This window comes from Mycobacterium colombiense, assembly GCF_001953985.1.
GTDB classification, from domain to species: domain Bacteria; phylum Actinomycetota; class Actinomycetes; order Mycobacteriales; family Mycobacteriaceae; genus Mycobacterium; species Mycobacterium colombiense_B.
In genome coordinates this window covers 1-23,613 of sequence record NZ_MBEI01000083.1, presented here as the reverse complement: position 1 = coordinate 23,613, position 23,613 = coordinate 1, and the positions used below count along the sequence as shown (strand labels likewise).

Here is a 23,613-nt window from a genome sequence, read left to right as displayed (position 1 = left end):
ATCACTTCATCGTCGCCAGGTTGTGCCAGAAGTTCTTGAGGCTGTCGGTTCCGCCGAACAGCGTCGTGAAATTCGTCGAGTCGACGAGCACGATGTCGCCGGCCCGGTCGCCGGCCGGCGGCATCCAGATCAGCGCGTTGAATTCGCTGTTGCCCGCCGCGGTAAAGGGATGGGGCCGTTGCGGGTCCACGCGTTGCCTGCCGAGCACGCGCAGCAGGTCGCCTTCCGGGGCGGTGAGTTCGTAGTGCGGCAGGTGCGGGTGAAAGTTCAGCGTCGTCACGTTGTTCAGCAGGCCCGGCGCGTCCAGATCGCGGAAGCCGGTCAGCGGCGCGATCTCGCCGGTTCCCTCGACCAGGGCGGGACGCAATCCCCACGTGTTGTGCACGGGAACGTCGAGCGCCTGCATCAGTGAGCGCGTGTAGGCGGTGAACCGCTGCTGTCGTGGCACCAGCGGGTCCCCGTGGTGCAGGTATTCGACCTGGCGCTGTGCCGGGTCGTCGGTGAAGCCGACGTCGTGGTGCGGCGCCAGCAGCAGGCAGGTGCCCTCGCGTTTCAGCCACTCGCGCAGGGCGGCGATCTCTTCGGGCTGCGCCTCCTCCTGGCCCACGAGATGGTCGAGCCCGAACACCATCAGGGTGTCGGTGTCGGCCAGTATCCGTTCGTCGATCAGCTGCCGGTAGCCGGCCTGGTCGATGCGCTGGAACACCGCGACCGGATGGCCGGTCGCGTCGCCCGCCAGCTCCTGGAACGCCAGCGTCGAGCGGTGGAACAGCTCCAGGGTGCCGGCGATGCCCTGCAGGAAGTGCGCCTCGTCCCAGTCGGCTCCCTCGTAGTGCGGCCACGCCGCTCTGCGCACTTCGGTCATCGTCGAGAACCGGTTGTCCAGCACTTCGACGTCGCGCTGGGATTCCCACGGATAGCTCCACGTCCAGTAGATGCTGATGCGTCGCCCGGCCGTGCGCGGTCGCGGTATGTGGGTCTGGTTGTACGTGCGTGCCGCGGGCAAGGTGCTCATGATGGTTCCCCGGTTGTCAGTCGAGCGCCGCGAGGTAGCGCATGGCGGTGATGCCCGGCAGGAAGAAGTACGCCCCACCGGTCAGCGTCGTGAACGCTGGAAGGCCCTTGAGAACTCGGCGGATCGGCCGCTTCGGTATCTTGAATTCCATTGTGCCGTCTTGTGTTCCGCAGATCGGGTCGTGCTCGTTGCCGAGTTCGTGAAACGTGCGGTCGTTGATCCAGACGTTCTGCGCGAATTCGAACTGCCGGATCAGGCTGGCGCAGATGATGAAGGCGGCGATGCCTCGGTCCACTCCGTCGTCGGGGGCGCCGTCAGGAAGCGCCGGCCCGTAGGTGGCGCCGCGACGGATCATCCGTCGCCGGTTCATGTTGGGCGCGGTGTCTCGCGGGTTGAGCCGCCGGGCGTGGGCACCCAGGGGACACGCGTAGCCGAGCGGGTCCATCTCCTTGTAGTTGAAGTCGTTGTTGCGCATCGGGTCCGCGCCCAGCTCGGGATCATCGGCGCCCGGCGCCAGCACCAAGGGAGCGCCGCTGCGCCAGCGGCCCATGAATTTCGCGGCCAACAGCTCCTCGTCGTCGGGCGTGCGGGCCTGCGAACGGATGTAGTCGCGGAACAACGCCACGTGCTCGCGCAGCCGCCGGTACGCGGCGTAGGTCCCGTTGCGCGAGAGCACATCCGGCTGGGGCGCGTTGGCCACCGGTCCGACCTCGTCGGGATAGCCGAGGATGAACTCGCCGGCCTTCAGCGGCGCGCCCGAGCCGGGCGTGGGTTCCTCGCCCGATCCCTCGATCACCGGCTGCGACAACCGATCCCGAAAGCCGAAATGGTCGTGGGCATAGTTGAACGGGGGTGTCGCATTCAGATCCAGGTACGACAACCGGCGCACGCCGCCGCACCGTTGCAGCAGTTCGTCGTGGGCGCGGGTGGCGCGGGCGTGTTCGGCGTCGTCTCGCGCGAACAGGATCGCGATCGCGTGCAGGTCGTCGCCCGCCAAACCCCCGGCCCAGTTGTCGGGGTGGTTTCGTCCGGTATCGCCGAGGATGTCGGCCCGGGCGGCCATGCCCTGCCGGAACTCTTCCGGGAAGGTCGCGAGCGCCTCTTCCGGCACACCGAGCGCCCGAAGGCCGCTCCAGGTGAAACCCAGGGTGACCCAGCGCTTGGTGTCGTCCATGGTTTCTCGCACCGAGGCGGCGGACTCCACGACGTCCACCAGTTCGGACAGCCAGGCGCGGCCGGCCACCGGATCATCGAACGAGAGAAACTCGTAACGCCCGGTCAGGGCCGGGGTACGGGTCAGCAGGATGTGCTGGATGTCGTCGAGCTCAAGCATCTGCACGCTCCGATGGGCGTCACTGCATCTGATCCAGCATGGTGCCGAACGCGGCTTTCAGCCGCAGCCCCTTCTTGATCTCGTCGGCCGTGACATAGGGGTACTCCCCGTATTCCAGGAAGCTCGGGCACTGGTGCTCGCGAACGAACTTGACGAAGGCCTCCGGGTTCTCTCGCCAGTCCTCGGGGAAGCCCTCGAGGTTGGTGAAGACGGTGGTGATCCCGGTCTGGCTGAACAGCTGCACCGCGTCCTCGGTGTATTTGTCGAAGTCGGTGTCGAAGATGCCCTGGTACTGGAAGTGCAGCCCCGACCCGACGTCGAAGAGCTGCCAGCGCAGATAGTGCAGCCGCAGCGGTGCCAGCACTTCCGGGTTTGCCTTGACGGCTTCTTCGATCTGTTTGCCGTAGGCGCGAACGGCTTCCTCGCGGCCTTCCTTGACCTTGGCGATGATGGAAAAGCCGTAGCAGGCCGGGGTGCGCGGATACAGCGGCCCGTACCGGCCGCGTTCCAGCTCGAAATAGCCTTCCTTGGGGATGGCCAGGGCCGCGGGTTTAGTCCACTCGTCTTCGGTTGCCACCATTCGCTCCAAAGTGCAGGCCGGTGCGCCGGACGCTACCACCTGACTGGGCCCGTGCAACCCGGATCGGCCGATGCCGGTAACCCGGCCGCCGACACACGTTTACGGGATCGGTAGCGGGCGTAATCCGCCGAAACCGGGCCCGATATAGTGGATCTCACCGTAATGCTGAGCAAACAGCATTGACATTCGTCGCCGTCAAAACTCCAAGTGATCGCCTCGCGAGACCGCAGGCTCCTGAACGGCACGGGTTGATGCCTGCCACCGGTCTCGAAGCATGAGGGCGACACTCAGTGACCAATCTTGACGATTTCAGCCTGCTCACCGACGTTCTGCGGGCCATCTATTCGGCGGACGCCGGCGACTTCCCCCAGGTGCTGGACGACCTGACCAGGGCGGCCGCGCGCTGGGTGCCGGGCGCCCAGGAAGCCGGGATCACCGTCACCAGCCGGCAGAACGAGGTCAGTACCCCGTCGGTCACGCACGACTGCGCCCGGGTGCTCGACGAGTTCCAGCAGCGCCACCTCGAGGGACCCTGCGTCCACGCCGCCTGGACCCGCAAGGTCGTCGTCATCGACGACCTCGAAGCCGATGAGCGCTGGCCGAAGTACCGGGCCGACGCGCTCGCGCACACGCCGATTCGCAGCGTGCTGTCGCTGCCCATGTTCGCCGACGAGCTGAGCATGGGCGCGCTGAACTTCTACGCCGAGCGCCCGCAGTCCTTCTCGGAGGACTCGCGCCGGATCGCCGCCATCTTCGCGACGCTGGGCGCCCTGGCATGGAGCAACGTGGTGCGCACCCAGCAGTTCAAGGAAGCGCTGAGCACCCGGGACACGATCGGACAGGCCAAAGGCATTCTCATCGAGCGCTATGACCTCGACGATCAGACCGCCTTCAATACGCTGATCAAACTGTCGCAGAGCATGAACACCCCGCTGCGCGACATCGCGCGCCGGGTGATCGAGGACGCAACCGGGCGCTGACGCCACGGGGGTTCGGCCTGAATATGTTGTGGCCCAAGCTATCTCGTTAGCTTTCCCACTCCGGTTCCAGCCGTTGCGCTCCCGCGTGCGGGGCGACGACCCCGTGTGTGCGCCGCGGACCCCGCACGACGACGGGCTGAATTCGCGTCCAGCCCTGCACCTGCGAGCGGCCCACCAGGCGGCAATGGTGGGTACCGGCCAACCGGCGGGCCGCCTTGGTAAAGGTCTGGTTGGTCACGATGACCGTCCGATTACACCCATGCTGCAGCGCCCCTGCCACGACCTGCTGGACCGCGGCCACCCCGACGGCCTTCGCGAGCCTCTTGCATTGGACGGCCACGCGGGCGCCGTCTTTCTTGGCGATCAGGTCCACGCCGTAGTCACCGGTGCCGGCGGTCGGGGTGACACTGTAGCCCGCGACGCGAAGCTGCGCCGCAACGAATTCCTCGAACTCGGTGCCCGACATCCGGTCGATCGCCCGCAGCCCGGATTTCGAGAGTTTGAGGTCGCGGCGTCGGTGCGCGTCGGCCTGATAGCGGTCCCGCTGGACCGACAGCCACCACAAGATCGCCACAGCGACGGCGAGCCCACCGAGCCCGGCGAGGCATCCCGCTGGCAGGCTGCCGGTGGCCTTTTGCGTGAAATACCAAGGGAACGCTAAACCCGGCAGCAGCAGCGACCCGAGTACCTTCTCCATTTGTCCGATGAACCTAGTGGATGCCACTGACAATCCAGGGCAATCCGGCGCAGGTTCACCGTCGCGGCATGGCGCGCGAGGCGCCTCGCCCGGTCGGGAACCGGGGTGTCAGGCGCAGTCGGCGCACACCGGCAGCCCGGAGCTGGAGCGGCGCATCCGGCTGCGGTGCTGCACTAGAAAGCAGCTCGAGCAGGTGAACTCGTCGGCCCGCTGGGGAACCACTGTCACCGACAGCTCTTCTCCGGACAGGTCGGCGCCCGGCAGCTCGAAGAAATGCGCGTCGTTGGGGTCCTCGTCGACCACGGCGGTGGCAGACCCTTGCAGCGTCGGCGCCAGTTCCCGAAGCGAGGATTTGTCCTGGGTGTCGGCGTCGGATACACGGCGTGCGTCGTAGTCAGTGGTGGTCGCCATTGCTGTTCCTTCCTGCGATGGAACGGGTTGACGCACTTTCCTGTACTCACCCGTGGCGCAGGCAGTACCCCGTTCGGGGGCGCGTTACACGGTCGCGGCCCGAAAAAGTTGTGGCAGCCGGGAAATGGGCCGACAGTCGTTAGCTGGGCGGCGGTGTGTCGCACCGGCGGCAAACCGCGCCCTCAGCTGCTGGGCGGTGGTGCCGGCTGATCGGAATGTGCGGCGTGCCAGCGCAGTTCGGCGTCGCGGACTCTACGGTGGGCGCGCAGCAACCACGCCGCACTGAGCGCGCCAAGCGCGACCGCAACGAGCAGGGCGACAGCGCCGCCCACCAGATGTCCGGCCGCGACGGCGAACAGGCCCACGGTCAGGGCGATGACCGCGACGGCCGAACCGGCGAGGCCGGGGGCGTTGGCGCCGTTCTTGAAGGATTCGCCGGCGTGCTGACGAGTGATACGGGCATGGTCGACCGGGGGGTTCTTGGGGTAATCCAACGTCATTCCTCGTCGAGAATTATTGTGCACCAGCATTATTCGTACGCATACGGTCGCGACCGATCCGCCGGCGGGCGTGCCGATGCCGCCCCGATGTCGCGGATCACCACGCACGTGTACCCGCAGCGTCGGCGGCCAAACGAAACCACGCACCGTGTCAGCCGCGCCCGGCCTGGGTATGCCGCGCACATGACATCACGACCGCACGCGGACACGCTTCCCGACTCCGCCGCCGGGAGCCTGCCCTGATGGCGCGTGGCGGCACACCCGCCGTCCTGTTCGACGTCGACGGCACGCTGGTGGATTCCAACTATCTGCACGTCCACGCCTGGCAGCGCGCGTTCGACGCCGAAGGCATGCGGGTGGCGTCCTGGCAAATCCATCGGTGCATCGGCATGGACGGATCCCGGCTGGTCCGAACGCTCTCCGATGACGCCCCGGACGACGTGCAGGAGCGGCTCAGCGACAAGCACAGCCAGTACTACCGGGAGATCACCCCGCTGCTGCAGCCTTTGCCCGGGGCCCGCGACCTGCTGCGCCGCGTCGCCGACCTGGGCCTACAGGTCGTGCTGGCCAGCTCGGCACCCGAAGACGAGCTGGAGATCCTGCGCAAGGCGCTCGACTGCGACGACGTGATCTCCGAGACGACCTCGTCGCGCGACGTCGACACCGCCAAGCCCGAACCAGGCATCGTGCGGGTGGCGCTGGACCGCGCCGGCGTGGACGCCCAGCACGCCGTGTTCGTCGGGGACGCCGTGTGGGACGCACACGCCGCCGCCGGCGCGGGATTGCCGTGCATCGGGCTGCTGAGCGGTGGCATCGCCCGCGCGGAGCTGGCAGAGGCGGGCGCCGAACCCATCTTCGCCGATCCACGCGACCTGCTCGAGCACCTGGACTCCACCCGAATCGCGGCCCTCGCGCCGGGCCGCTGACCGACGAGTTTCGCGTCAGTCGCTTCGTGCCCGCAGCATCAGCGGCAGCACCCACCAAAAGACGGTGAACAGCGGCAGCGCACACGCTCCGGCTATCAGGCCGACATTTCGCCCGGCCACCGCGGCGAAAATGATCGTGGTGAGGCCGATCAGCGCCAGGCCGAGCAGGCCGAGCCCGGCGAAGGCGCACCGGTGCGCGGCCGATACGAGGACCTGAAGCCGATGACGCCGGAAGAGTATCCGATGCATGGCGACCGGGGCGATCAGCAAGACCGTCGCGCCCACCGCGCACACCACGGTGGCCAGGTAGACGACGCGCATGTGCTGACCGAGCACGTCGAAGCGCTGCTGGAACGGCAGGGTCAGCAGGAAGCCGGTCAGCAGCTGCACCCCGGTCTGCACCACCCGCAGCTCCTGCAACAGGCTGTTCCAATTGCGGTCCAGCCGTTGAACTTCGGTCTCGCCTCGCTCACGGCGATCCCACCGCTGGTCGTCTTGCGGATGGTCGACGTCCATAGTCCTGATCATCGCACCTGGGCTGCGCGGGAACACCGGTTCGACCCGACGCGCCGCCGATAAAGGTTTTCGCCGATTTCGCTCGGGTGAATTCCGGCGGCCGGCGGCGTTTCCGGGAAAAACCCGGAATAACTCCCGAAATCGATGCAATGCGGAATCAGACTCACCGCATTTGCGCCAAACATGTTGTCAGACAACTAGACCTGCCGAAATTCGGCTCACCGGGCCAGGGTGCGGCGCCGGCGGGGCGGATAGCTATCCGTTCAGCTTGCCGTCCCGCACCCCGGTCAACGCGTCGTCGAGCGTCGGGTACAGCGGGAAGGTCTTATCCAGGCCGGTCAGATGGATCGGCCTGCGGGTGGCCGGGCCGCGCGCGACCACGCCGAACCCGGTCTCACGGCCCAGCTTCTCGTAGGTCGCCGCCAGGATCTTCAGGCCGACCGAGCCCAGAAACTCCACCGCGGAGAGATCGATGACCAGTGCTGTGGGGCTGTCGGCGACGACCGCGCTGATGGCTTGTTCCAGGGCTGGAGCCGTGACCAAATCGATTTCGCCGCTGACACTGACCACAGAAACGCCGTCGTGGTCCTCAACCAACGTGGTAATCGAATCAGGAGCTGACAATGGCAATCCTTTGTCCTGGGCCGTGGCGTGGTTCAACCCTAGCCTGCGTTACCGAACTGCGAGAAGAATATGCCCTCTACACGTGCCCCGCGACAACCCACGCTAGTCTCGCAAAAGGAACTGCAGACCGCAGGGCGCGACGTGGCACTCGGGAGGCCAGATGTCAGATTCGCCGTCGGATTTCAACAGTACCGGCATCGCGGCGCAGACCGTCGGTATATCCAGTGAGGGGCTCCTTCCCCAGCTAGTCCAGCATCTGCGGCAGAATCGAACCGTCCTGCGGGAGGAATGGGCCCGCAGGATCACCGAGGCCGAGCTCCTCACCGCGATGACCCCCGAGGAGATCTTCTCCGAGGCGACGACGGTGTACGACAGCTACGTCGAGGTGCTCGAGACCGGTAGCGTCGAGGCGCTGCAGGATTACGCTCGCGACCTGTCCGAACGCATCATCCCCCGGGGCGTGGAGACCGACGAGGTCGTCGGCATCGTGCTGCTGCTCCGCGACGTGTTGGCGCGGTCGCTGTTCGAGAAGTACCAGACCGACTTCGAGATGCTCAACCGCGTCCTCGACGCCTACGAGCCGGCGGCCAACCGCATCGCCAACACCGTCGCCGTGTCCTTCGTGCAGGAACGCGAGCGCATCATCCGCCAGCAGCAGGAGGCCATCCGCGAGCTGTCGACGCCGGTGCTGCAGGTGCGTGAACAGTTGCTGATCCTGCCGATCATCGGCGTGCTGGACAGCCAGCGCGCCCGCCAGGTCACCGAACAGCTGCTGCGGGCCATCCGCGCGAACCGCGCCAAAGTGGTGGTCATCGACATCACCGGTGTGCCGACCATCGACTCGACGGTCGCCAACCACCTGGTGCAGACAGTCGACGCGTCCGGCCTGATGGGCGCCAGCGTGATCATCACCGGCCTGTCCTCCGAGATCGCGCTGACGCTGGTGACGATCGGGTTGGACCTGTCGAAGATGAACGCCGTCGGTGACCTGCAGGGCGGCATCGAGGAAGCCGAACGCCTGCTGGGTTACGAGGTGACCCGCACGGGCGAGCAGACCGGCTAAGCACATCGACACGAGCACCCCATGCCAGTACCGATCCTGAAGCAGGGCTCGATCCTCATCGCGTCGGTACAGGCCGCCCTCACCGACTCCGACGCCGAACGCCTGCGCTACGACCTGATGGAACGGGTCAGCCAGTTCCGCGCGCAGGGCATCATCGTCGACGTCACCGCCATCGATGTGATGGATTCCTTCGCCGCCCGGTCGCTGCGGACGATTGCGCACATGACCCGGCTGCGCGGCGCGGACACCGTGATCGTCGGATTGCAGCCGGAAGTCGCCTTCGCAATGGTCCAGCTTGGCCTGGCGTTCGATGACATGAACACAGCGCTGGATCTCGAAGAGGGGCTCGCGCTGCTGAATCGCCAAGGCGCAGCGGGGAAGTCAACGATCGGGCTCGACGGTGGCGGCTGATATCGTCGTCGCCATCGACCACCCCGACGACATCGTCCAAGCCCGCAAAGCCGGACACGAGCTCGCCCTTGATTTGGGATTCTCCCTGACCGACGTCACGATGATCGCCACGGCGATCTCCGAGATCGCCCGAAATATCACCAGTTACGCCGGCCGCGGCGCCGTCCGGGTCGCCGTCGCCGACCGGGAGGGACGCAAGGCCCTGGTGGTGCGCGCCGAGGATCAGGGCCCCGGCATCGCCGACATCGAACGGGCAATGGAAGACGGTTACACGACCGGACGCGGGCTGGGCCTGGGTCTGCCGGGCGCCCGCCGCCTGATGGATCGGTTGGTCGTCGAGTCCACACTGGGACAGGGAACCGTCATCGAAATGTGGAAATGGGTCCCCCCTCGTGCATGAGAGCGGTCGCTTCGGACCTATGGAATGGGCAAGGGCGGGGCGGCCTTTGCCCAGCGAGTACACCTCCGGTGACCGGGGAATCGCAGTCGATGTCGGCGGTGGGGCCGCGCTGTTCGGCGTGGTGGACGGCCTCGGCCATGGGCCGGCCGCCGCGGAGGCCGCGCTGCGTGCCGTCGACGTGGTCACGCGAGCCGGCTCCGAGCGGGTCGAGGTGCTGATCCAGCTCTGCCACCGCGTGTTGGCCGGCACCCGCGGAGTCGCCATGACGTTGGCGCGGGTGGATTTCGCCGCAAACACAGTCACCTGGTCCGGCGTCGGCAATGTCACCGCCGACCTGGTGACCAAGGCGCCAACCGGTATCCAGATTCGGTCCAGCGCCCGGCTTATCGGAGGCATCGTCGGCTACCGAATACCGGAAATCATGCCAGCACAAGTGGTTTCGGTCCGCCCCGGCGATCTGCTCGTGATGAGCACCGACGGAATCGCCGAAGACTACCTGGACCACATCGACTTCTCGGCCACCGCTGTCGCTATCGCCGAGGGGCTCCTCGGCAAGGATGCGAAAGAGACCGATGATGCGATGGTGCTGGCGGCGCGTCACAGGGGAGTATCGATTTGAGCGGCGACAACGACTTTCACGACCGGTACGAGGCCGCGCTACGCGCCTATCTGGACTCACACGACGAGGCCAGCCTGTCGGTCGGCAACGAGCTCGGGCGCAGGGCCCTGAAGGAACAGATCAGCCTGCTCGACATCGTCGAGCAGCACGTCCGCCTGGTGTTCGAAATCTCGAAAGACGTGCGCATCGATGCGCCGATCGCGCTGGAATTCCTTCTACAGCTGCTGGTTCCGCTTGACGTCGCAACGCGCGGCTTCATCGACGGCAACAGGCGCTACGCCGAACAACGGGCCCGCGCCGAGGGGCTGGAGGACCGCGACAAATTCCGCACCGCACTGGTGAATTCGCTGCAGGAAGGCTTCTTCGTCGCCGATCACGAGGGCTCCGTGGTCGAGATGAACAACGCCTTCATCGAGATCCTCGGATATCCCAACGAGGGCCTGCCGTACAAGTGGCCGCACCCGTGGCTGGTCGACACGAAGACGGCGGCCGAAAAGATATCACTGGTGCTGACCCACGGCCGCGCCGACTACGAAACACCGATCCGCCATGCCGACGGCCACCTGGCCTGGGTGAAGGTAAGCATCAGCGCGGTCAAGGAAACCGGCAGCGATCGAGACGCCTACGTCGGAACGATCCGCGACGTCACCGCCGAGCGAGCCTTCGCGGCCCGGGAAAGTGCGGTGTTGCGGCTGGCCACCGCCGTGGCGGTGGCCAAGAGCGTGGACGAATTGCTGTCGATCACGCTCGACGAGTGCAGCGCGGCGATCGATGTGCAACGGGTGATCGCGGTCTCGTGGCCCAACGGCGACAGCGACCCGACGGTGCAGGTGGCGGGCGAGCCGTCGGCCGAATCGTGGCGCCGGCTGGATCCATGGTTGCGCCATACCTTCCAGGACGCGCGTCACCAGCTGCCGCTCACGGCGAAAACGGTTGAGGCGCCCGATAATCCGGGCAAGGCCCAGGGACTGGTCGCGGTGCTCTCCGGTACCGGAGATCTGACGCTGTGGCTGGAGCTGCGCACCCCTCGCTGGGTCAGCGGGGAGGACCGGCTGCTGGTCACCGTGCTCATCGGTCACCTGAGCCTGGCCATGCAGCACGTGCGCCAGTTCGAGAGCGCGCGTGAGACGTCGCTGACGTTGCAGCGGGCCATGCTCCCGCCGGTTCAGCCGCCGCCGGGCTTCGCCGTTCGCTACGAACCCGCGGTGCCGCCCCTGGAGATTGGCGGTGACTGGTATGACGTGCTGCCGATCGGCGAGCATCACATCGGCATCGTCGTCGGAGACTGCGTGGGTCGCGGCCTGCCGGCGGCCGCGATCATGGGTCAGCTGCGCAGTTCCGCGCGGGCGCTGCTGATCAACGGCGCCGAGCCCGCCGTCCTGCTCGACCAGCTGGACTCGGCGGCCTCACTCATCCCGAACGCGTACTGCACGACCGTGTTTCTGGCCATCCTGGACACCGACACCGGGGTGCTGCAGTACAGCAACGCCGGCCACATGCCGGCCGTGCTGGCCGGCCCGGAGCCCGGCACGACGACGTTGTTGACCGATGCCGCGTCGGTGCCGCTGGCGGTCCGCCGCAACGAGCCACGCCCGCAGGCCACGCAGGTGCTGCCGCCCGGCTCTACGCTGATGCTGTTCACCGACGGGCTCGTCGAACGTAAGCATGAGCCGATCGATGACGGAATCGCCCGTGCGGCAGATGTTTTGGCGCAGACCATGACGTCGCCGCTGGACACCGTCGCCGATGTGGTGCTTCGCGAACTGGCCCCGGCCGCGGGGTATGACGACGACGTCGCGATGGTGATCTACCGGCATCGGCAGACGCCGCTGCGGATCGAAACCGGGGCCACCGCGGACCAATTGGTCCTCATCCGGCATCGGCTGGCGGACTGGCTGCACGCCGCCGGCGTGACGGAGGACCGGGCGGCGGACATCGTGCTGGTGGTCAACGAGGCCTGCACCAACTGTGTCGAACACGCCTATCGTGGATTCGCGGCCGGAACCATGCTGCTCGAGGTCAGCATCGCCAATGGCGAAGTGCGCACCCGGATCACCGATTACGGGTCATGGAAGACGCCGGCCATTCCCCCGGGCAACGGCGGGCGCGGCCTACCGTTGATGCGGGTGCTCAGCGACTCGATGGAGCTCGACAAGACGGCCAGCGGAACCACCGCGGACATCGCCTTCCGGTTGCCCTCAGGGCCGTCTGAGGCGCGTTGAAGGCCGTTTTCGGCTAGCCGCCCTGCCGTTTGCCCGCCCCGCGCAGCGGGTAGACATCGGCGTGACCCACGCAACGACCCTGACCGAACCCGTCCTGCCTGCGGCGCACGGGCCCCTGTCAACAGCCGTACGCTGCGCGCTGGCCGGTCCACCCTCGGTCGACCACCTGGCGCGCATCGGCGCCTCCGTGCGCGAATCCGATCCCTACGGCCTCGATCTGCAACTGGCGCTGTCGATGTGCTACGAGCTGCACTACCGCGGTCTCGCCGGCGTGGACCCCGCCTGGGAATGGAATCCGGCGCTGCTGGGGCTGCGCGCTGAACTCGAACGGGTGTTCCTGTCCGGCGTGCGCCGCGACGTCGGGCACATCGATCCCGGTCAGACGGCGGCCGCCGAGATGGAAGCGCTCACGGTCGAACCCGTCGACGGCACCGGCCCGTCGTACTACCTGCGCGACACCGGAACCTGGGAGCAGATGTGCGAATACTTCGTACATCGGTCCCTGTACCACCTCAAAGAGGGCGATCCGCACGCCTTTGCCATCCCGCGCCTCACCGGCGTGGCTAAAGCGGCATTTGTGGCAATCGAATTCGACGAATACGGCGCCGGACGGGGCCCGCGGCTGCACCAGCAGCTGTTCGCCGATCTGCTGGCGGCGGCGGGTCTGGACGCGACGTATTGGGGTTATGTCGACACGGTGCCCGCCGAGTCCCTGGCGGTGGTCAACCTCATGTCGCTGTTCGGTCTGCACCGCTCGATGCGAGGCGCGGCGATCGGGCACTTCGCCTCGACGGAAATCACCTCACCGCCGGGATCGCAGCGGATGGTGAAGGCCCTGCGGCGCCTGCAGGCACCGGCGGCCTGCATCGAGTTCTACAGCGAGCACGTCGAGGCCGACGCGGTGCACGAACACGTCGTGCGCAACGATGTGGTGGGCGATCTCGTGGCCCAGGACCCGCGGCTCGAGCACGACGTCATCTTCGGCATCCGCGCCCATGCGGCCGTGGAAGACCGCTTGGCAGAACGGATTATGACGTCGTGGGGGCGGAATCAGACGTCGCTGCGGAGCCCGCTGGAGCAGACGAGTCTGCCGACGCCTTGAGGCGGCGGCACCGCCGATGGCTGGTGTCGCACAGCGGGTAGCGGCCGCTGCGGCGGCAGGTGCAGATGGCCACCATGAACCGGTCGGACTCGACGACCTCGCCACCGGGCATCTCGATCCGCACCGGGCCCGACACCAGCACGGGCCCGTTGGGCACCACCTGCACCCGGGTGGTGGTCATCGCTTCTCCGCGCGGATCACGATCAGCTCTTCTTCCCGCCGCCCGCGCGGAATCAGGCCGACCTCCTCCAGCCACTTCGCCCGCGAAGACATCACCGGGCCGAACGGTATCCATTTGGAGGCAATCACTTTCGCATCCATGCCGGCCCACTTCAGCGAATCCAGGGACTGCTGAACGCCGGCGAGCGCGGAATGCACCAGCAGCAGGGATCCGCCGTCGCGCAGGAGCTTTGGCGCCGATTCGCACAGCGGGTCGAGGATCATCCGGCCATCCACACCCGCGTTCCACGCCCAGGACGGTCCCGCGGTCGGGCAGATCTCTTCCATCTCCGCACCGGGCGGCGTGGGCACATAAGGCGGGTTCGACACGACCACGTCGAACGGCGCGCAGTCCACCGCCGCGACCCACGATCCTTCACGCACGTCGACCTCGACACCGGCCACCGCCGCGTTTTCCCGGGCGCAGCGCACCGCTTGCGGGCAGATGTCGAACGCCGTCGCGCCGGCGCATCCCATCGTGGCGGCCGCGATGGCGACGAAACCGCTGCCGGTGCACAGATCGAGAACCCGCCGCCCAGGGATCAGGCCGGTGTCGTGCATCACGTCGACCAGCAATCGAGAGTCCTCTTGCGGCTGATACACATTCGGAACCGTCGACACAGCGGGCTCGGGATACGTGGTTGTCACTGTTGGCCTTTCGAGAACCCTACAAGGATTGCCGCTCATCACGGCTTGGCGGGATAATGCCCGCAAACCGGCGCATTCAAACGGACCAGCCGGAAAGTCTTGGCGGCTAACCCGTCGCCACGTGGGCGAACTGCTTGAGGATGGCCGCGCAGAACGCCGGGAGGTCCGACGGCGAGCGGCTCGAGATCAGATTGCCGTCGACGACGACCTCCTCGTCGACGACGTGTGCGCCCGCATTGCGCAGATCGGTGCGGATACTGGGGTACGACGTCAGCGTGCGGCCCACTGCCACACCGGCTTCCGCCAGCGTCCAGGGGCCATGACAGATGGCCGCCACCGGCTTGCCCGACCCGACGAAATCACGGACGAAGGACACGGCGGAGCTGTCCATGCGCAGCTTGTCCGGGTTGACGGTGCCGCCCGGCAGGACCAGGCCGTCATATTCGTCCACCGACGCGTCGGATACCTTCCGGTCGACGGCGAAGGTTCCGGCCGGTTCGAGATCGTGGTTGCGTGCCTGGATTTCGCCGTCCTTCAGGGACAGCAGCTGCACTTGGGCGCCGGCATCCTGCAGCGCCGCACGCGGCTGTTCGAGCTCCACCTTTTCCACGCCGTCGGCCGCCAGAATCGCTATCGTTTTGCCCTGCAATTCATTTGACATCGTCGCTTCCTTTCTGCGATCGCCCGTCGGATCAAACTGCTCGTAGCTGCGGAGCGCCGCGTCGAGCCCCGGCGGTTCGCAACGCCGTGTAGAGGTCGAGTCCGGCGATACCGGACAGCAGCGTGGCCGAAATGGCACCCCGGCGCCGTCGCCCCGGCCCGCGGGCGACCACGCTCGCGATCAACAGCGCCATGTCCAGGACGTCACCGGCCACGCGGGTCCACACCAGCTTGGCCGGCCCGGCCAGCAGCGCCGCGCCGTGGCCGCATTCCCGAACCCCGAGCGCGCGGATCACCCGCCGCGACCGGCCGGTGTCGTCTACGCCCGCGATGGCGGCGACTTTCCCGGGGGCCACCATTTCGCTCACACCCAAGCCGAAACTGGCGCCGCTGAGCGCCTTGACGAGTGTGTTCGTGGTGTCGCCGGCTTGATCGCTCATGAACTCGCTCCCCCTGCTTTGCCGGAATGCGGACGCTTGCAGGCCGGCTGTGCGGCAGCAGCTTGTGGGGCCAACGCACGCCGGAACGCGGCGTTCACGTCCCAGCTCTACCGGCGTCCGACGCGCGTTGGCTGGCTGCGCACGACTGCGAAGCGAATACCCCGGCGCGCAGCGGTCAAACCTGCGATCAGTTTGCTGCGTCGCGCAGAGCCGCGAGCAACGGCTCGGCGGCTTCTGCCAGGAACCGCTCCTGGGCTTCCCCGCCGATCTGTACGAGCGCGATATCGGTGAACCCGGCTTCCCAGTACGGCCGGACGCCCTCGACGATGGCATCGAGGTCAGGACCGCAGGGAATGGTGTCGGCGACGTCTTCGGGCCGCACGTATTGGGTCGCCCCGGCGAAGCCGGCCGGCGTCGGCAGATCGGCGTTGACCTTCCAGCCGCCGGCAAACCAGCGGAACTGGTCGTGCGCGCGTTTCACCGCGGTGTCGCGGTCGGGATCCCAGGACACCGGTATCTGGCCGATCACCCGCCCGCCGCCGGCGAGGTTGGCGGCTTGGCGGGCCGAGTGCCATTCCCTGACCAGTTCGGCGTCCGGCTCCACCGCGATGAGGTGGTCGGCCAGCTTGGCGAACTTGTCGACACCCCGCGCACCCGCCATCGCCACGCCGATGCCCACCGGGACGTCGGGCACGTCCCACAGCCGGGCCGAATCGACCTGGAAGTAATCGCCGGTGAAGTCCACCAATTGCCCGCCGAACAGCTCCCGAATGATCTTGATGGCCTCGCGCAGCATGTCCTGCCGGCGGGTGACGGTCGGCCAGCCTCTGCCGACGACGTGCTCGTTGAGGTTTTCACCGCTGCCCAGGCCCAGGGTGAACCGGCCGTCGGACAGGATCTGCACGGTGGCCGCCTGCTGGGCGACGATGGCGGGGTGATAGCGCATCGTCGGGCAGGTCACGTAGGTATAGAGGTCGACCCGCTCGGTGGCCTGTGCCACCGCACCCAGCACCGCCCAGGCGTTCGGCGCGTGTCCTTGCGTGGTGAGCCACGGCGAGAAGTGATCGCTGCACACGTGGAAGTCGAAGCCACGCTCTTCAGCCGAAACCGCATACCGGACAAGGTCTTTGGGTCCACTCTGCTCGGTCATCAAAGTGTAGCCAAAATTCGTCATGCGTGACGGAGTACCCGGCTGCGCAGGGCGCAAACGATCCCGGCGTTCAGCCCGCGGTGGTGATGGAATCCCCGGTGATGCCGGCCGCCCGGCGGGCGGCGAGCCTGCGCTTCTGCGGCTCGATCGTGTAGCGGGGGTCGCCGGTCGATTCCTTGCCAGCCTCGAAGAAGCCGAACCGCAGCAGCGCCGACGCCGTCAGCAGCGCCAGACCGGACAGGGCGGCGACACCGCGGCGGCGTCCGCCCAGCAGCGCACCCAAACCCCCTGCGGCGGCGAGCCATTCGCTGGCCGACAGCAACTGGCCGGGCGTGCCGTGATGCAGCGGTTCCCTGGTCACCGGGTCCATCCGGTGCTCCATGAACCGGGTGGAGATCAGGTCGCCGACCGCGCCGAGGACGGCCAGCTTGCGGGCCGGCCCCGCCTCGGCGACCGGGGTGGTGATCATCGCCAACCCCGAGGCGGCCAGGCTCGCCGAACTGACGAACACGAACGGCAGGTCCCGGTACGCGGCGTTCCACGTGGGGGTTGCGGTGTCGGTGAGCAGCACCGCGGTGTAGACGGCGAGCGGCGCCGCGAAGACCGCGGCTTCCAGCCCCGCCGGCCCCTCGGCGGCGCGGAGCACGGGCCGCAACGGGCCCAACGGGATTCGCTCGCCGGTCATCCGGTCCACCTCGGCGGCCGCGGCGACTCCGATCCCGGCGGAAAACAGGCTGAGAATCCACGAGCCGACGCTCATCGGCGAGGTCAGCTTGACCGTCCGCAGCATGTTGACAAAGCGCTCGGGCCGGCCCAGGTCCTTCACCAGCGCGACCGCGCCCAGGGCCACCGCGATCAGCGCGGACAGCCTTGTGTTGCGGCGCAACGTATTTCGGCCGGTGAGCTGGGCACCTGCCGCCAGCAGACCGGACCCGCCCGCGACGCCCCCCAGGAACAGGTACGCCGCCACTTCGTGCCCCCAGGGCGCGGGCTTGACCACCGGCCGCCCGTAATAGGAGGTGAACTCGGCGTCGGGCACCATCGGCATCTCGCGCGAGCCATCCGCGCCGCCGCGCCGGCCCGCGCGCCTGCCCTTGCGGCGCTTGCCGCCCGCGGGCTCCGGCGGACGGAAGCTGTCGAATTCCGAGGTGCTCATCGGCTCCTCCAGAACGCCAGCGCCGCCGCGCCGACCATGCCGGCCGCGGCCAGGCCGGCACGCTTGAACATGCTAGGCAGGTCGGCCGTGCACACCCGCGGGTCGGGCGGCAGTCCGTACACCTCCGGCTCGTCGAGCAGCAGGAACACCGACCCGATGCCGCCGACGCCGTCGTTCTCGTTGGCGCCGTAAAGCCTTGCCTCGGTGCGTCCCTCGGCGTGCAGCTGCGCGACCCGCTCGCGCGCCTGGGTGATCAGCTCGTCGTGATCGCCGAACTTGATCGACGTCGTCGGGCAGGTCTGAGCACACGCCGGTGTCTGGTCCACGACCAGGCGGTCGTAGCAGAGCGTGCACTTCTGGGCGACCCCGGTGACGAACTCTTCTTTCGGCCTGCCGGGGCGTTCCACGGGCGTCGCGTAGGTGCCGTCGCTGCGGCGTTCGACGACGCCGAACGGGCAGCCCGCCACGCAGGTGCCGCAGCCATTGCAGACGTCGTGCTGCACCACCACGGTGCCGAACTCGGTGCGGAACAATGCGCCCGTCGGGCAGACGTCCAGGCAGCCCGCGTGCGTGCAGTGCTTACACACGTCAGACGACATCAGCCAGCGGAACTCCGGGGTGTGCAGCGGCTGCGAAACATGCTCCGGCTCCTCGGCTTTCGCGGCACCGGGGATGGCGGGCATGCCGAGATTGATCAGCGCGCGACCGGATTCGCGGGCCTCCTCGATGCGGTCGCGGCCCTGCTCGATGAACGCCACGTGCCGCCAGGTGCTGGCGCCCAGCGCCCCGGTGTTGTCGTACGACGAGCCCAGCAGCTCGAGGTCACCGTCGCGCGGGTTGCGGTTCCACTCCTTGCACGCGACCTCGCAGGCCTTGCAGCCGATGCAGATCGAAGTGTCGGTGAAGAACCCCTTGCGCGGCTTGCGATCCGACCAACCGGCATCGGCGGCCGGGTCAGTCCGTCCGATCAGCTGACCCATCGGCCCTCCTCGTGTCCGGCGGCCCGACGATGTCCCACACGGCATCGTCGACCCGTACATTGTCCGTCTCGGTGGTGACGCCCGACCGGGACTGGTATTCGGCGATCAGGCGCAGCAGCTCCTGGCCCTGCGGGCGGCGGCCCGGGCGGATGTCGCACGAGCCGGCCTTGGACTCCTGGATCTGCACGTTGGGATCGAGCGTCACGCCGAGCAGGTCGTTGGCCGCGTCGCCGCTGACCACCGCGTCGCTGCCCACGCCCCAGTGGTACGGCAGCCCGATCTGATGCACGGTGTGGCCGTTGATGATCAGCGGGCTGACCCGCTTGGTGACCAGCACCCGGGCTTCGATCGCGGCGCGCGGCGAGATGATGGTGGCCCACCCGTAGGGCTCGAGGCCGCGTTCGGCGGCCAGTTCCGGGGACACCTCGCAGAACATCTCCGGTTGCAGCTCCGACAGGTAAGGCAGCCACCGGCTCATGCCGCCCGCGGTGTGGTGCTCGGTGAGCCGATAGGTCGTGAAGACGAAGGGGTAGACCTCGGCGCCGGGGTCACCGGCGCTCGGTGCGCTCAGATTATCCTTGCGCGGGAACGTGATTCGCGCCGGATTGCGCTGCTGCGGGTAGAGCGCGTTGGTGACCGGCGACTCCTGCGGCTCGTAATGAGTGGGCAACGGCCCGTCGACCACACCCTTCGGCGCGAACAGCCAGCCCTTGCCGTCGGCCTGCATGATGAACGGGTCGTCCCCGGCGAGTGCATCGGGACCGCCAAGCTCAGGGTCGGGCCGGCTGCCGGGCGCCCGGTCGGCCACGAAGTCCGGCACGTCGTAGCCGACCCAGCGCTTTTCGTCCGAGTCCCACCAGACGTACTTCTTGCGTTCGCTCCACGGCTTGCCCTCGGGGTCGGCCGACGCGCGGTTGTAGAGCACCCGCCGGTCGGCCGGCCACGCCCAGCCCCACTCGGATTGGCTCGGCGAGTCACCGCCGTGCGGCACCCGGCGGGCGGCCTGGTTGGTGGCGTTCGCGTACACCCCGGTGTAGATCCAGCAGCCGGCGGCCGTCGACCCGTCGGCGCGCAGCTCGGTGTACGACGACAAGGATTCTCGTGCGCCGCCGACCCGATAGCCGTTGACCTCGGCCAGCACCGCCTCCCCGTCGGGATCGCCGTGCTCGTCGGTCGGGTAGTCCCACGTCAGGTCCAGCAGCGGGCGGTCCCGCTCGTCGGTCGAGCCGGCCAGCCGCTGCCGGATCCGCTTGCCGAGTTCGTAGAAGAACTGCAGTTCGCTCTGGCACTGGCCCGGCGGCTCGACGGCCTTGTGACGCCATTGCACCAGTCGCTGGGTCTGGGTGAACGATCCCGCCTTCTCGACATGCGTTGCGGCGGGCAGGAAGAACACCTCGGTCTCGATGTCGGAGGTCTTGAGTTCGCCCGACGCGATCTCCGGCCCGTCCTTCCACCAGGTGGCCGATTCGATGAGGTTGAGGTCGCGGACCACCAGCCACTTGAGATGCGACATGCCCATGCGCTGCATGCGGCCGTGGGCCGAACCCACCGCGGGATTCTGCCCGAGCAGGAAGTAGCCCTCGACCTCGTCGTCCAGCATCCCCATCACGGTCTGATAGGTGCCGTGCGGGCCGGTCAGCCGCGGCAGGTAGTCGTAGGCCCAGTCGTTGTCCGCGGTGGCCGCGTCGCCCCACCACGCCTTGAGCAGGCTGACGGTGTAGGCATCGGCGTTGGCCCAGAAGCCTTTCTGCTTCTTGGAGCCCACCGCGTCGAGGTAATCGGCGAGGGTGTCGTGCATGCCCGCCTTCGGCATCGGCAGGTAGCCGGGCAGCAGGTTGAACAGCGTGGGGATGTCGGTGGAGCCCTGGATGGTGGCGTGCCCGCGCAGCGCCATGATCCCGCTACCGGGTCTGCCGACGTTGCCGGTCAGAAGTTGCAAAATCGTTGCGGTGCGGATGAATTGGGCGCCGAGGGTGTGCTGGGTCCAGCCGACGGCATAGGCGAAGCAGGTGGTGCGCTCGCGCCCGGAGTTCTCCACGATGGATCGGGCCAGATAGTCGAAGTCCTCGCGGCTGATTCCGCAAACGTCCTTGACCATCTCCGGGGTGTAGCGGGCGTAGTGGCGCTTGACGATCTGGAAGACCGTCCGGGGGTGCTGCAGGGTTTCGTCACGCTTCACCTTGGCGTGCGCCAGCGGCGGACCGCCGCTGCCGTGCTCGTCGCCCGCGGCGCTTTGCGAGGCGGTGGCGCCGTGCGTGTGGCCTCCGCCGGGGAACTCCGTCTGGCCGTCGCCCTGCTCGTCGTAGGCCCAGCTCGACGTGTCGTAGTGCCCGGTTTCGGGGTCGAATCCGGAGAACAGGCCGCCGAGATCCTCGGTGTCCCTGAAGTTTTCGTTGATCAGGGTGGCGGCGTTGGTGTACGCAACCACGTACTCCTTGAACCACAGATCATTGGACAGGATGTGGTTGATCAGCGCGCCGAGCAGCACCACGTCCGAACCGGCGCGGATCGGGATGTGCCGGTCGGAGACCGCCGAGGTGCGGGTGAAGCGCGGGTCGACGTGGATCACCCGCGCGCCGCGGGCCCTGGCCTCTTCCACCCACTGGAACCCGACCGGGTGGCACTCGGCCATGTTGGAGCCCTGGATGACGATGCAGTCCGCATTGGCCATGTCTTGCAGTGATTGGGTGGCGCCGCCGCGCCCGAAGGAGGCTCCCAGACCGGGAACCGTTGCGCTGTGTCAAATACGAGCTTGGTTCTCGATCTGGATGGCGCCCGCGGCGGTGAAGAGTTTCTTGATGAGGTAGTTCTCTTCGTTGTCCAGGGTCGCACCGCCGAGCGCGGCGATACCCATGGTGCGGCGCAGCAGGTTGCCCTTCTTGTCGATGTCCTGCCAAGTGTTCCGGCGCGATTCCACGAAGCGGTCGGCGATCATGTCGATCGCGGTGTCCAGCTCCAGCGGTTGCCATTCGGTCGCCCGGGGCGGCCGGTAGAGCACCTGCAGTTGCCGCCCGGGCGAATTCACCAGCTGCTCACTCGCAGAACCCTTGGGGCACAATCGCCCTCGCGAGATCGGCGAATCGGGATCGCCCTCGATCTGAACGACCCGCTCATCCTTGACGTACACCCGCTGCCCGCAGCCCACGGCGCAGTACGGGCAGATGCTCTGCACGACGCGGTCGGCGGTAGAGGTGCGCGGCGTGAGCGCGCGGGTGTGTTTGGAGGTCACCGCCGAGCCGCGGCCGAGCTTGTCTGTCGACCGCAGCTGGCGCAGGACGGGCCATTCCAGAAAGACTTTGCGCAGGGCCATGTGCTCACCTTAATGGCGATCGCAAGCGCGGCGAAGCCGGGCGCCGGGGGTACTCCCCTACCTTCGGTGTGGGCCCGCCCGCTTGCGGGGGACGGGTCGCCATGCCCTTGCCCTAGTGCGATCGGCCCGCTCAGCGCACCACGATGGTGTGCTCGCCGCGCGGCACCAGCTCGCCGATGACGGGCGCCCCGGGAATCTCCCCGGCGATCAGCAACCCACCGGAGGTCTGCGCGTCGGCGAGCAACAGGGCGTCGTCCCGGCCGACGGCCGACAGGTCGGCGTGCGGCGCCACCCAGTCGAGGTTTCGCCGGGTGCCGCCGGACAGGTAGCCGGCCGCCAGCGCCTCGCGCGCGCCGTCCAGGTAGGGCACCGCCGCCGAGTCGATCACCGCCGTCACGCCGCTGGCCCGCGCCAGCTTGTGCAGATGTCCGAGCAGCCCGAAACCGGTTACGTCCGTGGCACATTCGATGCCGGCCGCCAGCGCCGCGGCGGCCGCCTCGGCGTTGAGCGTGGTCATCACGGCGATCGCCTCCTCGAATCGCTCGCCGGTGGCCTTGTGCCTGTTGTTCAGCACGCCGACACCGAGCGGCTTGGTCAGCGACAGCGGCGTTCCCGGCTTGCCGGAATCGTTGCGCAGCAGGCGGTTTGGATCGGCGATTCCGGTGACCGCCAGCCCGTATTTGGGCTCGGGGTCGTCGACGCTGTGTCCGCCGGCCAGGTGGCAACCGGCCAGGCCGCACACGTCCAGCCCGCCGCGCAGCGTCTCGGCGGCCAGCTCGAACGGCAGCACCTCGCGCGGCCAGCCCAGCAGGTTCACCGCGACCACCGGGCGCCCACCCATCGCGTAGACGTCGGACAGCGCGTTGGTGGCCGCGATCCGGCCCCAGTCGTAGGCGTCGTCCACCACCGGGGTGAAGAAGTCCGTCGTCGCGATCAGCGCCGTACCGTCCTGGATGCGGACCACCGCCGCGTCGTCGCCGTTGTCCAGGCCCACCAGCAGCTCCCCGACCGCATCGCGGGGCGGGTTGGATCCCAGCCCGCGGACCACCTCCTCGAGCTCACCAGGCGGGATCTTGCAGGCGCAGCCGCCGCCGTGGGCGTATTGGGTCAGTCGGTACGTCACGGCGTCCATGGTGCCCGCGCCGCGGAGGCTGCGACAATTGGCGCCATGGCTGAAGGAGGCGTGTCCGGTCTGGTGACCGGCGCGGTCTTCAAAACCGTCGAACGGCAGTCGCTGCCGTTGGCGGGTTCAATTCCCGTCCGCCTCCGCCATGTTCTTTCGGGCCCGGCATGAGCGACCCGCGCCGACGGGTGCCCGGCACCGACACGCTGCTCGCCGATCCGCGGCTGGTCGCGGCGCAGCGGGTGTTGGGCCGCGACCTGGTGAAGTCGGTGATCACCGCGGCCCAGCAGCGGGCGCGGGCCGGCGAGATCGCACCCGAGCAGGTCGCCGAGCACGCGGTCGCCGCCCTTCCCGCCACCGCCTCGAGCCTGCGCCCGGTCATCAACGCCACCGGGGTGGTGGTGCACACCAATCTGGGCCGCGCCCCGCTGTCGCGGGCCGCGCTGGACGCGGTGGTCGCCGCCGGCGGGGCCACCCCCCGCGAGTTCGCCCGGGGGCCCGGGCGGCGCGCGCGCCGCGGCCGGGGTG

At 68.0% G+C, this 23,613-nt stretch carries 25 protein-coding genes, 1 tRNA gene and 1 pseudogene; 10 read left to right on the top strand and 17 right to left on the bottom strand.

The features are described from left to right. Position 1 precedes the first annotated feature (1 nt). The 3 genes from A5732_RS26090 to A5732_RS26080 are packed head-to-tail and all read right to left on the bottom strand — an operon-like array spanning position 2 to position 2,928. Entirely contained in the window at positions 2-1,015 is a 1,014-nt protein-coding gene (locus tag A5732_RS26090; protein ID WP_076050775.1) for a hypothetical protein, read from the bottom strand. 16 nt (positions 1,016-1,031) lie between these two features. Next, complete coding sequence (locus A5732_RS26085; RefSeq protein ID WP_076050826.1) at positions 1,032-2,348, bottom strand: Dyp-type peroxidase; 1,317 nt, start codon at positions 2,346-2,348, stop codon at positions 1,032-1,034. Positions 2,349-2,367: 19 nt separating this feature from the next. Next, positions 2,368-2,928, bottom strand: a complete 561-nt coding sequence (locus A5732_RS26080; RefSeq protein WP_076050777.1) for a hypothetical protein — start codon at positions 2,926-2,928, stop codon at positions 2,368-2,370. Between the two features lie 290 nt (positions 2,929-3,218). Here A5732_RS26080 and A5732_RS26075 point away from each other — a divergent pair, with 290 nt between their 5' ends. Continuing rightward, positions 3,219-3,908, top strand: a complete 690-nt coding sequence (locus A5732_RS26075; RefSeq protein WP_076050778.1) for a GAF and ANTAR domain-containing protein — start codon at positions 3,219-3,221, stop codon at positions 3,906-3,908. Positions 3,909-3,954: 46 nt separating this feature from the next. Here the strand turns inward: A5732_RS26075 and A5732_RS26070 are convergent, their stop codons facing one another. The 3 genes from A5732_RS26070 to A5732_RS26060 all read right to left on the bottom strand — a co-directional run bounded on the left by A5732_RS26070 (position 3,955) and on the right by A5732_RS26060 (position 5,516). Further along, positions 3,955-4,605, bottom strand: coding sequence for a restriction endonuclease (locus A5732_RS26070; protein WP_076103783.1), 651 nt, complete (start codon positions 4,603-4,605; stop codon positions 3,955-3,957). 108 nt (positions 4,606-4,713) lie between these two features. Continuing rightward, positions 4,714-5,016 carry a DUF4193 domain-containing protein gene (locus A5732_RS26065; RefSeq protein WP_065054529.1) on the bottom strand — a complete coding sequence of 101 codons (303 nt, stop codon included), beginning with the start codon at positions 5,014-5,016 and terminating at the stop codon, positions 4,714-4,716. 182 nt (positions 5,017-5,198) lie between these two features. After that, positions 5,199-5,516: a hypothetical protein gene (locus A5732_RS26060; RefSeq protein WP_076103781.1), complete on the bottom strand. Its 318-nt coding sequence runs from the start codon at positions 5,514-5,516 to the stop codon at positions 5,199-5,201. A gap of 242 nt (positions 5,517-5,758) precedes the next feature. Here A5732_RS26060 and A5732_RS26055 point away from each other — a divergent pair, with 242 nt between their 5' ends. Next, positions 5,759-6,442, top strand: a complete 684-nt coding sequence (locus A5732_RS26055; protein WP_076103778.1) for an HAD family hydrolase — start codon at positions 5,759-5,761, stop codon at positions 6,440-6,442. Positions 6,443-6,457: 15 nt separating this feature from the next. Here A5732_RS26055 and A5732_RS26050 read toward each other — a convergent pair whose 3' ends face one another. Then, positions 6,458-6,958 carry a DUF6328 family protein gene (locus A5732_RS26050; RefSeq protein ID WP_076103847.1) on the bottom strand — a complete coding sequence of 167 codons (501 nt, stop codon included), beginning with the start codon at positions 6,956-6,958 and terminating at the stop codon, positions 6,458-6,460. Between the two features lie 255 nt (positions 6,959-7,213). Further along, on the bottom strand, positions 7,214-7,582 hold the full coding sequence (locus A5732_RS26045; protein ID WP_249266647.1) for an STAS domain-containing protein: 369 nt from the start codon (positions 7,580-7,582) through the stop codon (positions 7,214-7,216). A 160-nt stretch (positions 7,583-7,742) separates the two neighbouring features. Between A5732_RS26045 and A5732_RS26040 the strand changes: the two genes are divergently transcribed. The 6 genes from A5732_RS26040 (at position 7,743) to A5732_RS26015 (ending at position 13,399) form a co-directional block, all read left to right on the top strand. Then, a complete protein-coding gene (locus tag A5732_RS26040) occupies positions 7,743-8,645 on the top strand; it encodes an STAS domain-containing protein (protein ID WP_076050788.1) in 903 nt (300 codons plus the stop codon). 21 nt (positions 8,646-8,666) lie between these two features. Further along, positions 8,667-9,056, top strand: a complete 390-nt coding sequence (locus A5732_RS26035) for an STAS domain-containing protein (RefSeq protein ID WP_064952620.1) — start codon at positions 8,667-8,669, stop codon at positions 9,054-9,056. Further along, on the top strand, positions 9,046-9,456 hold the full coding sequence (locus A5732_RS26030; RefSeq protein ID WP_064952621.1) for an ATP-binding protein: 411 nt from the start codon (positions 9,046-9,048) through the stop codon (positions 9,454-9,456). The genes A5732_RS26035 and A5732_RS26030 overlap by 11 nt, the downstream gene beginning before the upstream one ends. A gap of 46 nt (positions 9,457-9,502) precedes the next feature. Then, entirely contained in the window at positions 9,503-10,075 is a 573-nt protein-coding gene (locus A5732_RS26025; RefSeq protein ID WP_170879905.1) for a SpoIIE family protein phosphatase, read from the top strand. After that, complete coding sequence (locus tag A5732_RS26020) at positions 10,072-12,297, top strand: SpoIIE family protein phosphatase (RefSeq protein ID WP_076103775.1); 2,226 nt, start codon at positions 10,072-10,074, stop codon at positions 12,295-12,297. The genes A5732_RS26025 and A5732_RS26020 overlap by 4 nt, the downstream gene beginning before the upstream one ends. 79 nt (positions 12,298-12,376) lie before the next feature. Further along, the gene (locus A5732_RS26015) at positions 12,377-13,399 is read left to right on the top strand and encodes an iron-containing redox enzyme family protein (protein ID WP_436971842.1); all 1,023 of its coding nucleotides are present in this window, start codon (positions 12,377-12,379) and stop codon (positions 13,397-13,399) included. Here A5732_RS26015 and A5732_RS26010 read toward each other — a convergent pair. The 9 genes from A5732_RS26010 to selD all read right to left on the bottom strand — a co-directional run bounded on the left by A5732_RS26010 (position 13,326) and on the right by selD (position 23,094). Then, positions 13,326-13,580: a CDGSH iron-sulfur domain-containing protein gene (locus tag A5732_RS26010; protein WP_075234956.1), complete on the bottom strand. Its 255-nt coding sequence runs from the start codon at positions 13,578-13,580 to the stop codon at positions 13,326-13,328. The two genes, A5732_RS26015 and A5732_RS26010, sit on opposite strands and share 74 nt — an antisense overlap. Beyond that, on the bottom strand, positions 13,577-14,266 hold the full coding sequence (locus A5732_RS26005; protein WP_075235154.1) for a HemK2/MTQ2 family protein methyltransferase: 690 nt from the start codon (positions 14,264-14,266) through the stop codon (positions 13,577-13,579). Before A5732_RS26005 ends, A5732_RS26010 begins: the two co-directional genes overlap by 4 nt. A 106-nt stretch (positions 14,267-14,372) precedes the next feature. Then, a complete protein-coding gene (locus A5732_RS26000) occupies positions 14,373-14,927 on the bottom strand; it encodes a type 1 glutamine amidotransferase domain-containing protein (protein WP_076050793.1) in 555 nt (184 codons plus the stop codon). A gap of 31 nt (positions 14,928-14,958) precedes the next feature. Continuing rightward, on the bottom strand, positions 14,959-15,366 hold the full coding sequence (locus tag A5732_RS25995; RefSeq protein ID WP_076050794.1) for a malate dehydrogenase: 408 nt from the start codon (positions 15,364-15,366) through the stop codon (positions 14,959-14,961). 187 nt (positions 15,367-15,553) lie between these two features. Further along, positions 15,554-16,540: an LLM class F420-dependent oxidoreductase gene (locus A5732_RS25990; RefSeq protein WP_076050795.1), complete on the bottom strand. Its 987-nt coding sequence runs from the start codon at positions 16,538-16,540 to the stop codon at positions 15,554-15,556. Positions 16,541-16,586: 46 nt separating this feature from the next. Continuing rightward, positions 16,587-17,672 (bottom strand): NrfD/PsrC family molybdoenzyme membrane anchor subunit, encoded by a 1,086-nt coding sequence (gene nrfD, locus A5732_RS25985; RefSeq protein WP_076103771.1) that lies wholly within the window; start codon positions 17,670-17,672, stop codon positions 16,587-16,589. Further along, complete coding sequence (locus A5732_RS25980; protein ID WP_076103845.1) at positions 17,669-18,652, bottom strand: 4Fe-4S dicluster domain-containing protein; 984 nt, start codon at positions 18,650-18,652, stop codon at positions 17,669-17,671. The genes nrfD and A5732_RS25980 overlap by 4 nt, the downstream gene beginning before the upstream one ends. Next, positions 18,627-21,962 (bottom strand): formate dehydrogenase, encoded by a 3,336-nt coding sequence (fdh, locus tag A5732_RS25975; RefSeq protein ID WP_253189121.1) that lies wholly within the window; start codon positions 21,960-21,962, stop codon positions 18,627-18,629. The genes A5732_RS25980 and fdh overlap by 26 nt, the downstream gene beginning before the upstream one ends. 130 nt (positions 21,963-22,092) lie before the next feature. Further along, positions 22,093-23,094: a selenide, water dikinase SelD gene (gene selD, locus A5732_RS25965; RefSeq protein ID WP_081396096.1), complete on the bottom strand. Its 1,002-nt coding sequence runs from the start codon at positions 23,092-23,094 to the stop codon at positions 22,093-22,095. Between the two features lie 45 nt (positions 23,095-23,139). Between selD and A5732_RS25960 the strand changes: the two genes are divergently transcribed. Both A5732_RS25960 and A5732_RS25955 read left to right on the top strand, forming a co-directional pair. Beyond that, positions 23,140-23,234: transfer RNA gene (locus tag A5732_RS25960), tRNA-Sec, on the top strand. 18 nt (positions 23,235-23,252) lie between these two features. Then, positions 23,253-23,613 (top strand): annotated as a pseudogene (locus tag A5732_RS25955) (L-seryl-tRNA(Sec) selenium transferase); the annotation flags it as partial.

Coding starts and splice junctions, on each gene's coding strand:
- A5732_RS25995 (WP_076050794.1), bottom strand. CDS start 15,366: ATGAGCGATCAAGCCGGCGACACCACGAACACACTCGTCAAGGCGCTC.
- A5732_RS26085 (WP_076050826.1), bottom strand. CDS start 2,348: ATGCTTGAGCTCGACGACATCCAGCACATCCTGCTGACCCGTACCCCG.
- nrfD (WP_076103771.1), bottom strand. CDS start 17,672: ATGAGCACCTCGGAATTCGACAGCTTCCGTCCGCCGGAGCCCGCGGGC.
- A5732_RS26035 (WP_064952620.1), top strand. CDS start 8,667: ATGCCAGTACCGATCCTGAAGCAGGGCTCGATCCTCATCGCGTCGGTA.
- A5732_RS26060 (WP_076103781.1), bottom strand. CDS start 5,516: ATGACGTTGGATTACCCCAAGAACCCCCCGGTCGACCATGCCCGTATC.
- A5732_RS26070 (WP_076103783.1), bottom strand. CDS start 4,605: ATGGAGAAGGTACTCGGGTCGCTGCTGCTGCCGGGTTTAGCGTTCCCT.
- A5732_RS26090 (WP_076050775.1), bottom strand. CDS start 1,015: ATGAGCACCTTGCCCGCGGCACGCACGTACAACCAGACCCACATACCG.
- A5732_RS26040 (WP_076050788.1), top strand. CDS start 7,743: ATGTCAGATTCGCCGTCGGATTTCAACAGTACCGGCATCGCGGCGCAG.
- A5732_RS26055 (WP_076103778.1), top strand. CDS start 5,759: ATGGCGCGTGGCGGCACACCCGCCGTCCTGTTCGACGTCGACGGCACG.
- selD (WP_081396096.1), bottom strand. CDS start 23,094: ATGGACGCCGTGACGTACCGACTGACCCAATACGCCCACGGCGGCGGC.
- A5732_RS26010 (WP_075234956.1), bottom strand. CDS start 13,580: ATGACCACCACCCGGGTGCAGGTGGTGCCCAACGGGCCCGTGCTGGTG.
- A5732_RS26000 (WP_076050793.1), bottom strand. CDS start 14,927: ATGTCAAATGAATTGCAGGGCAAAACGATAGCGATTCTGGCGGCCGAC.
- A5732_RS25980 (WP_076103845.1), bottom strand. CDS start 18,652: ATGGGTCAGCTGATCGGACGGACTGACCCGGCCGCCGATGCCGGTTGG.
- A5732_RS26050 (WP_076103847.1), bottom strand. CDS start 6,958: ATGGACGTCGACCATCCGCAAGACGACCAGCGGTGGGATCGCCGTGAG.
- A5732_RS26065 (WP_065054529.1), bottom strand. CDS start 5,016: ATGGCGACCACCACTGACTACGACGCACGCCGTGTATCCGACGCCGAC.
- A5732_RS26080 (WP_076050777.1), bottom strand. CDS start 2,928: ATGGTGGCAACCGAAGACGAGTGGACTAAACCCGCGGCCCTGGCCATC.
- A5732_RS25990 (WP_076050795.1), bottom strand. CDS start 16,540: ATGACGAATTTTGGCTACACTTTGATGACCGAGCAGAGTGGACCCAAA.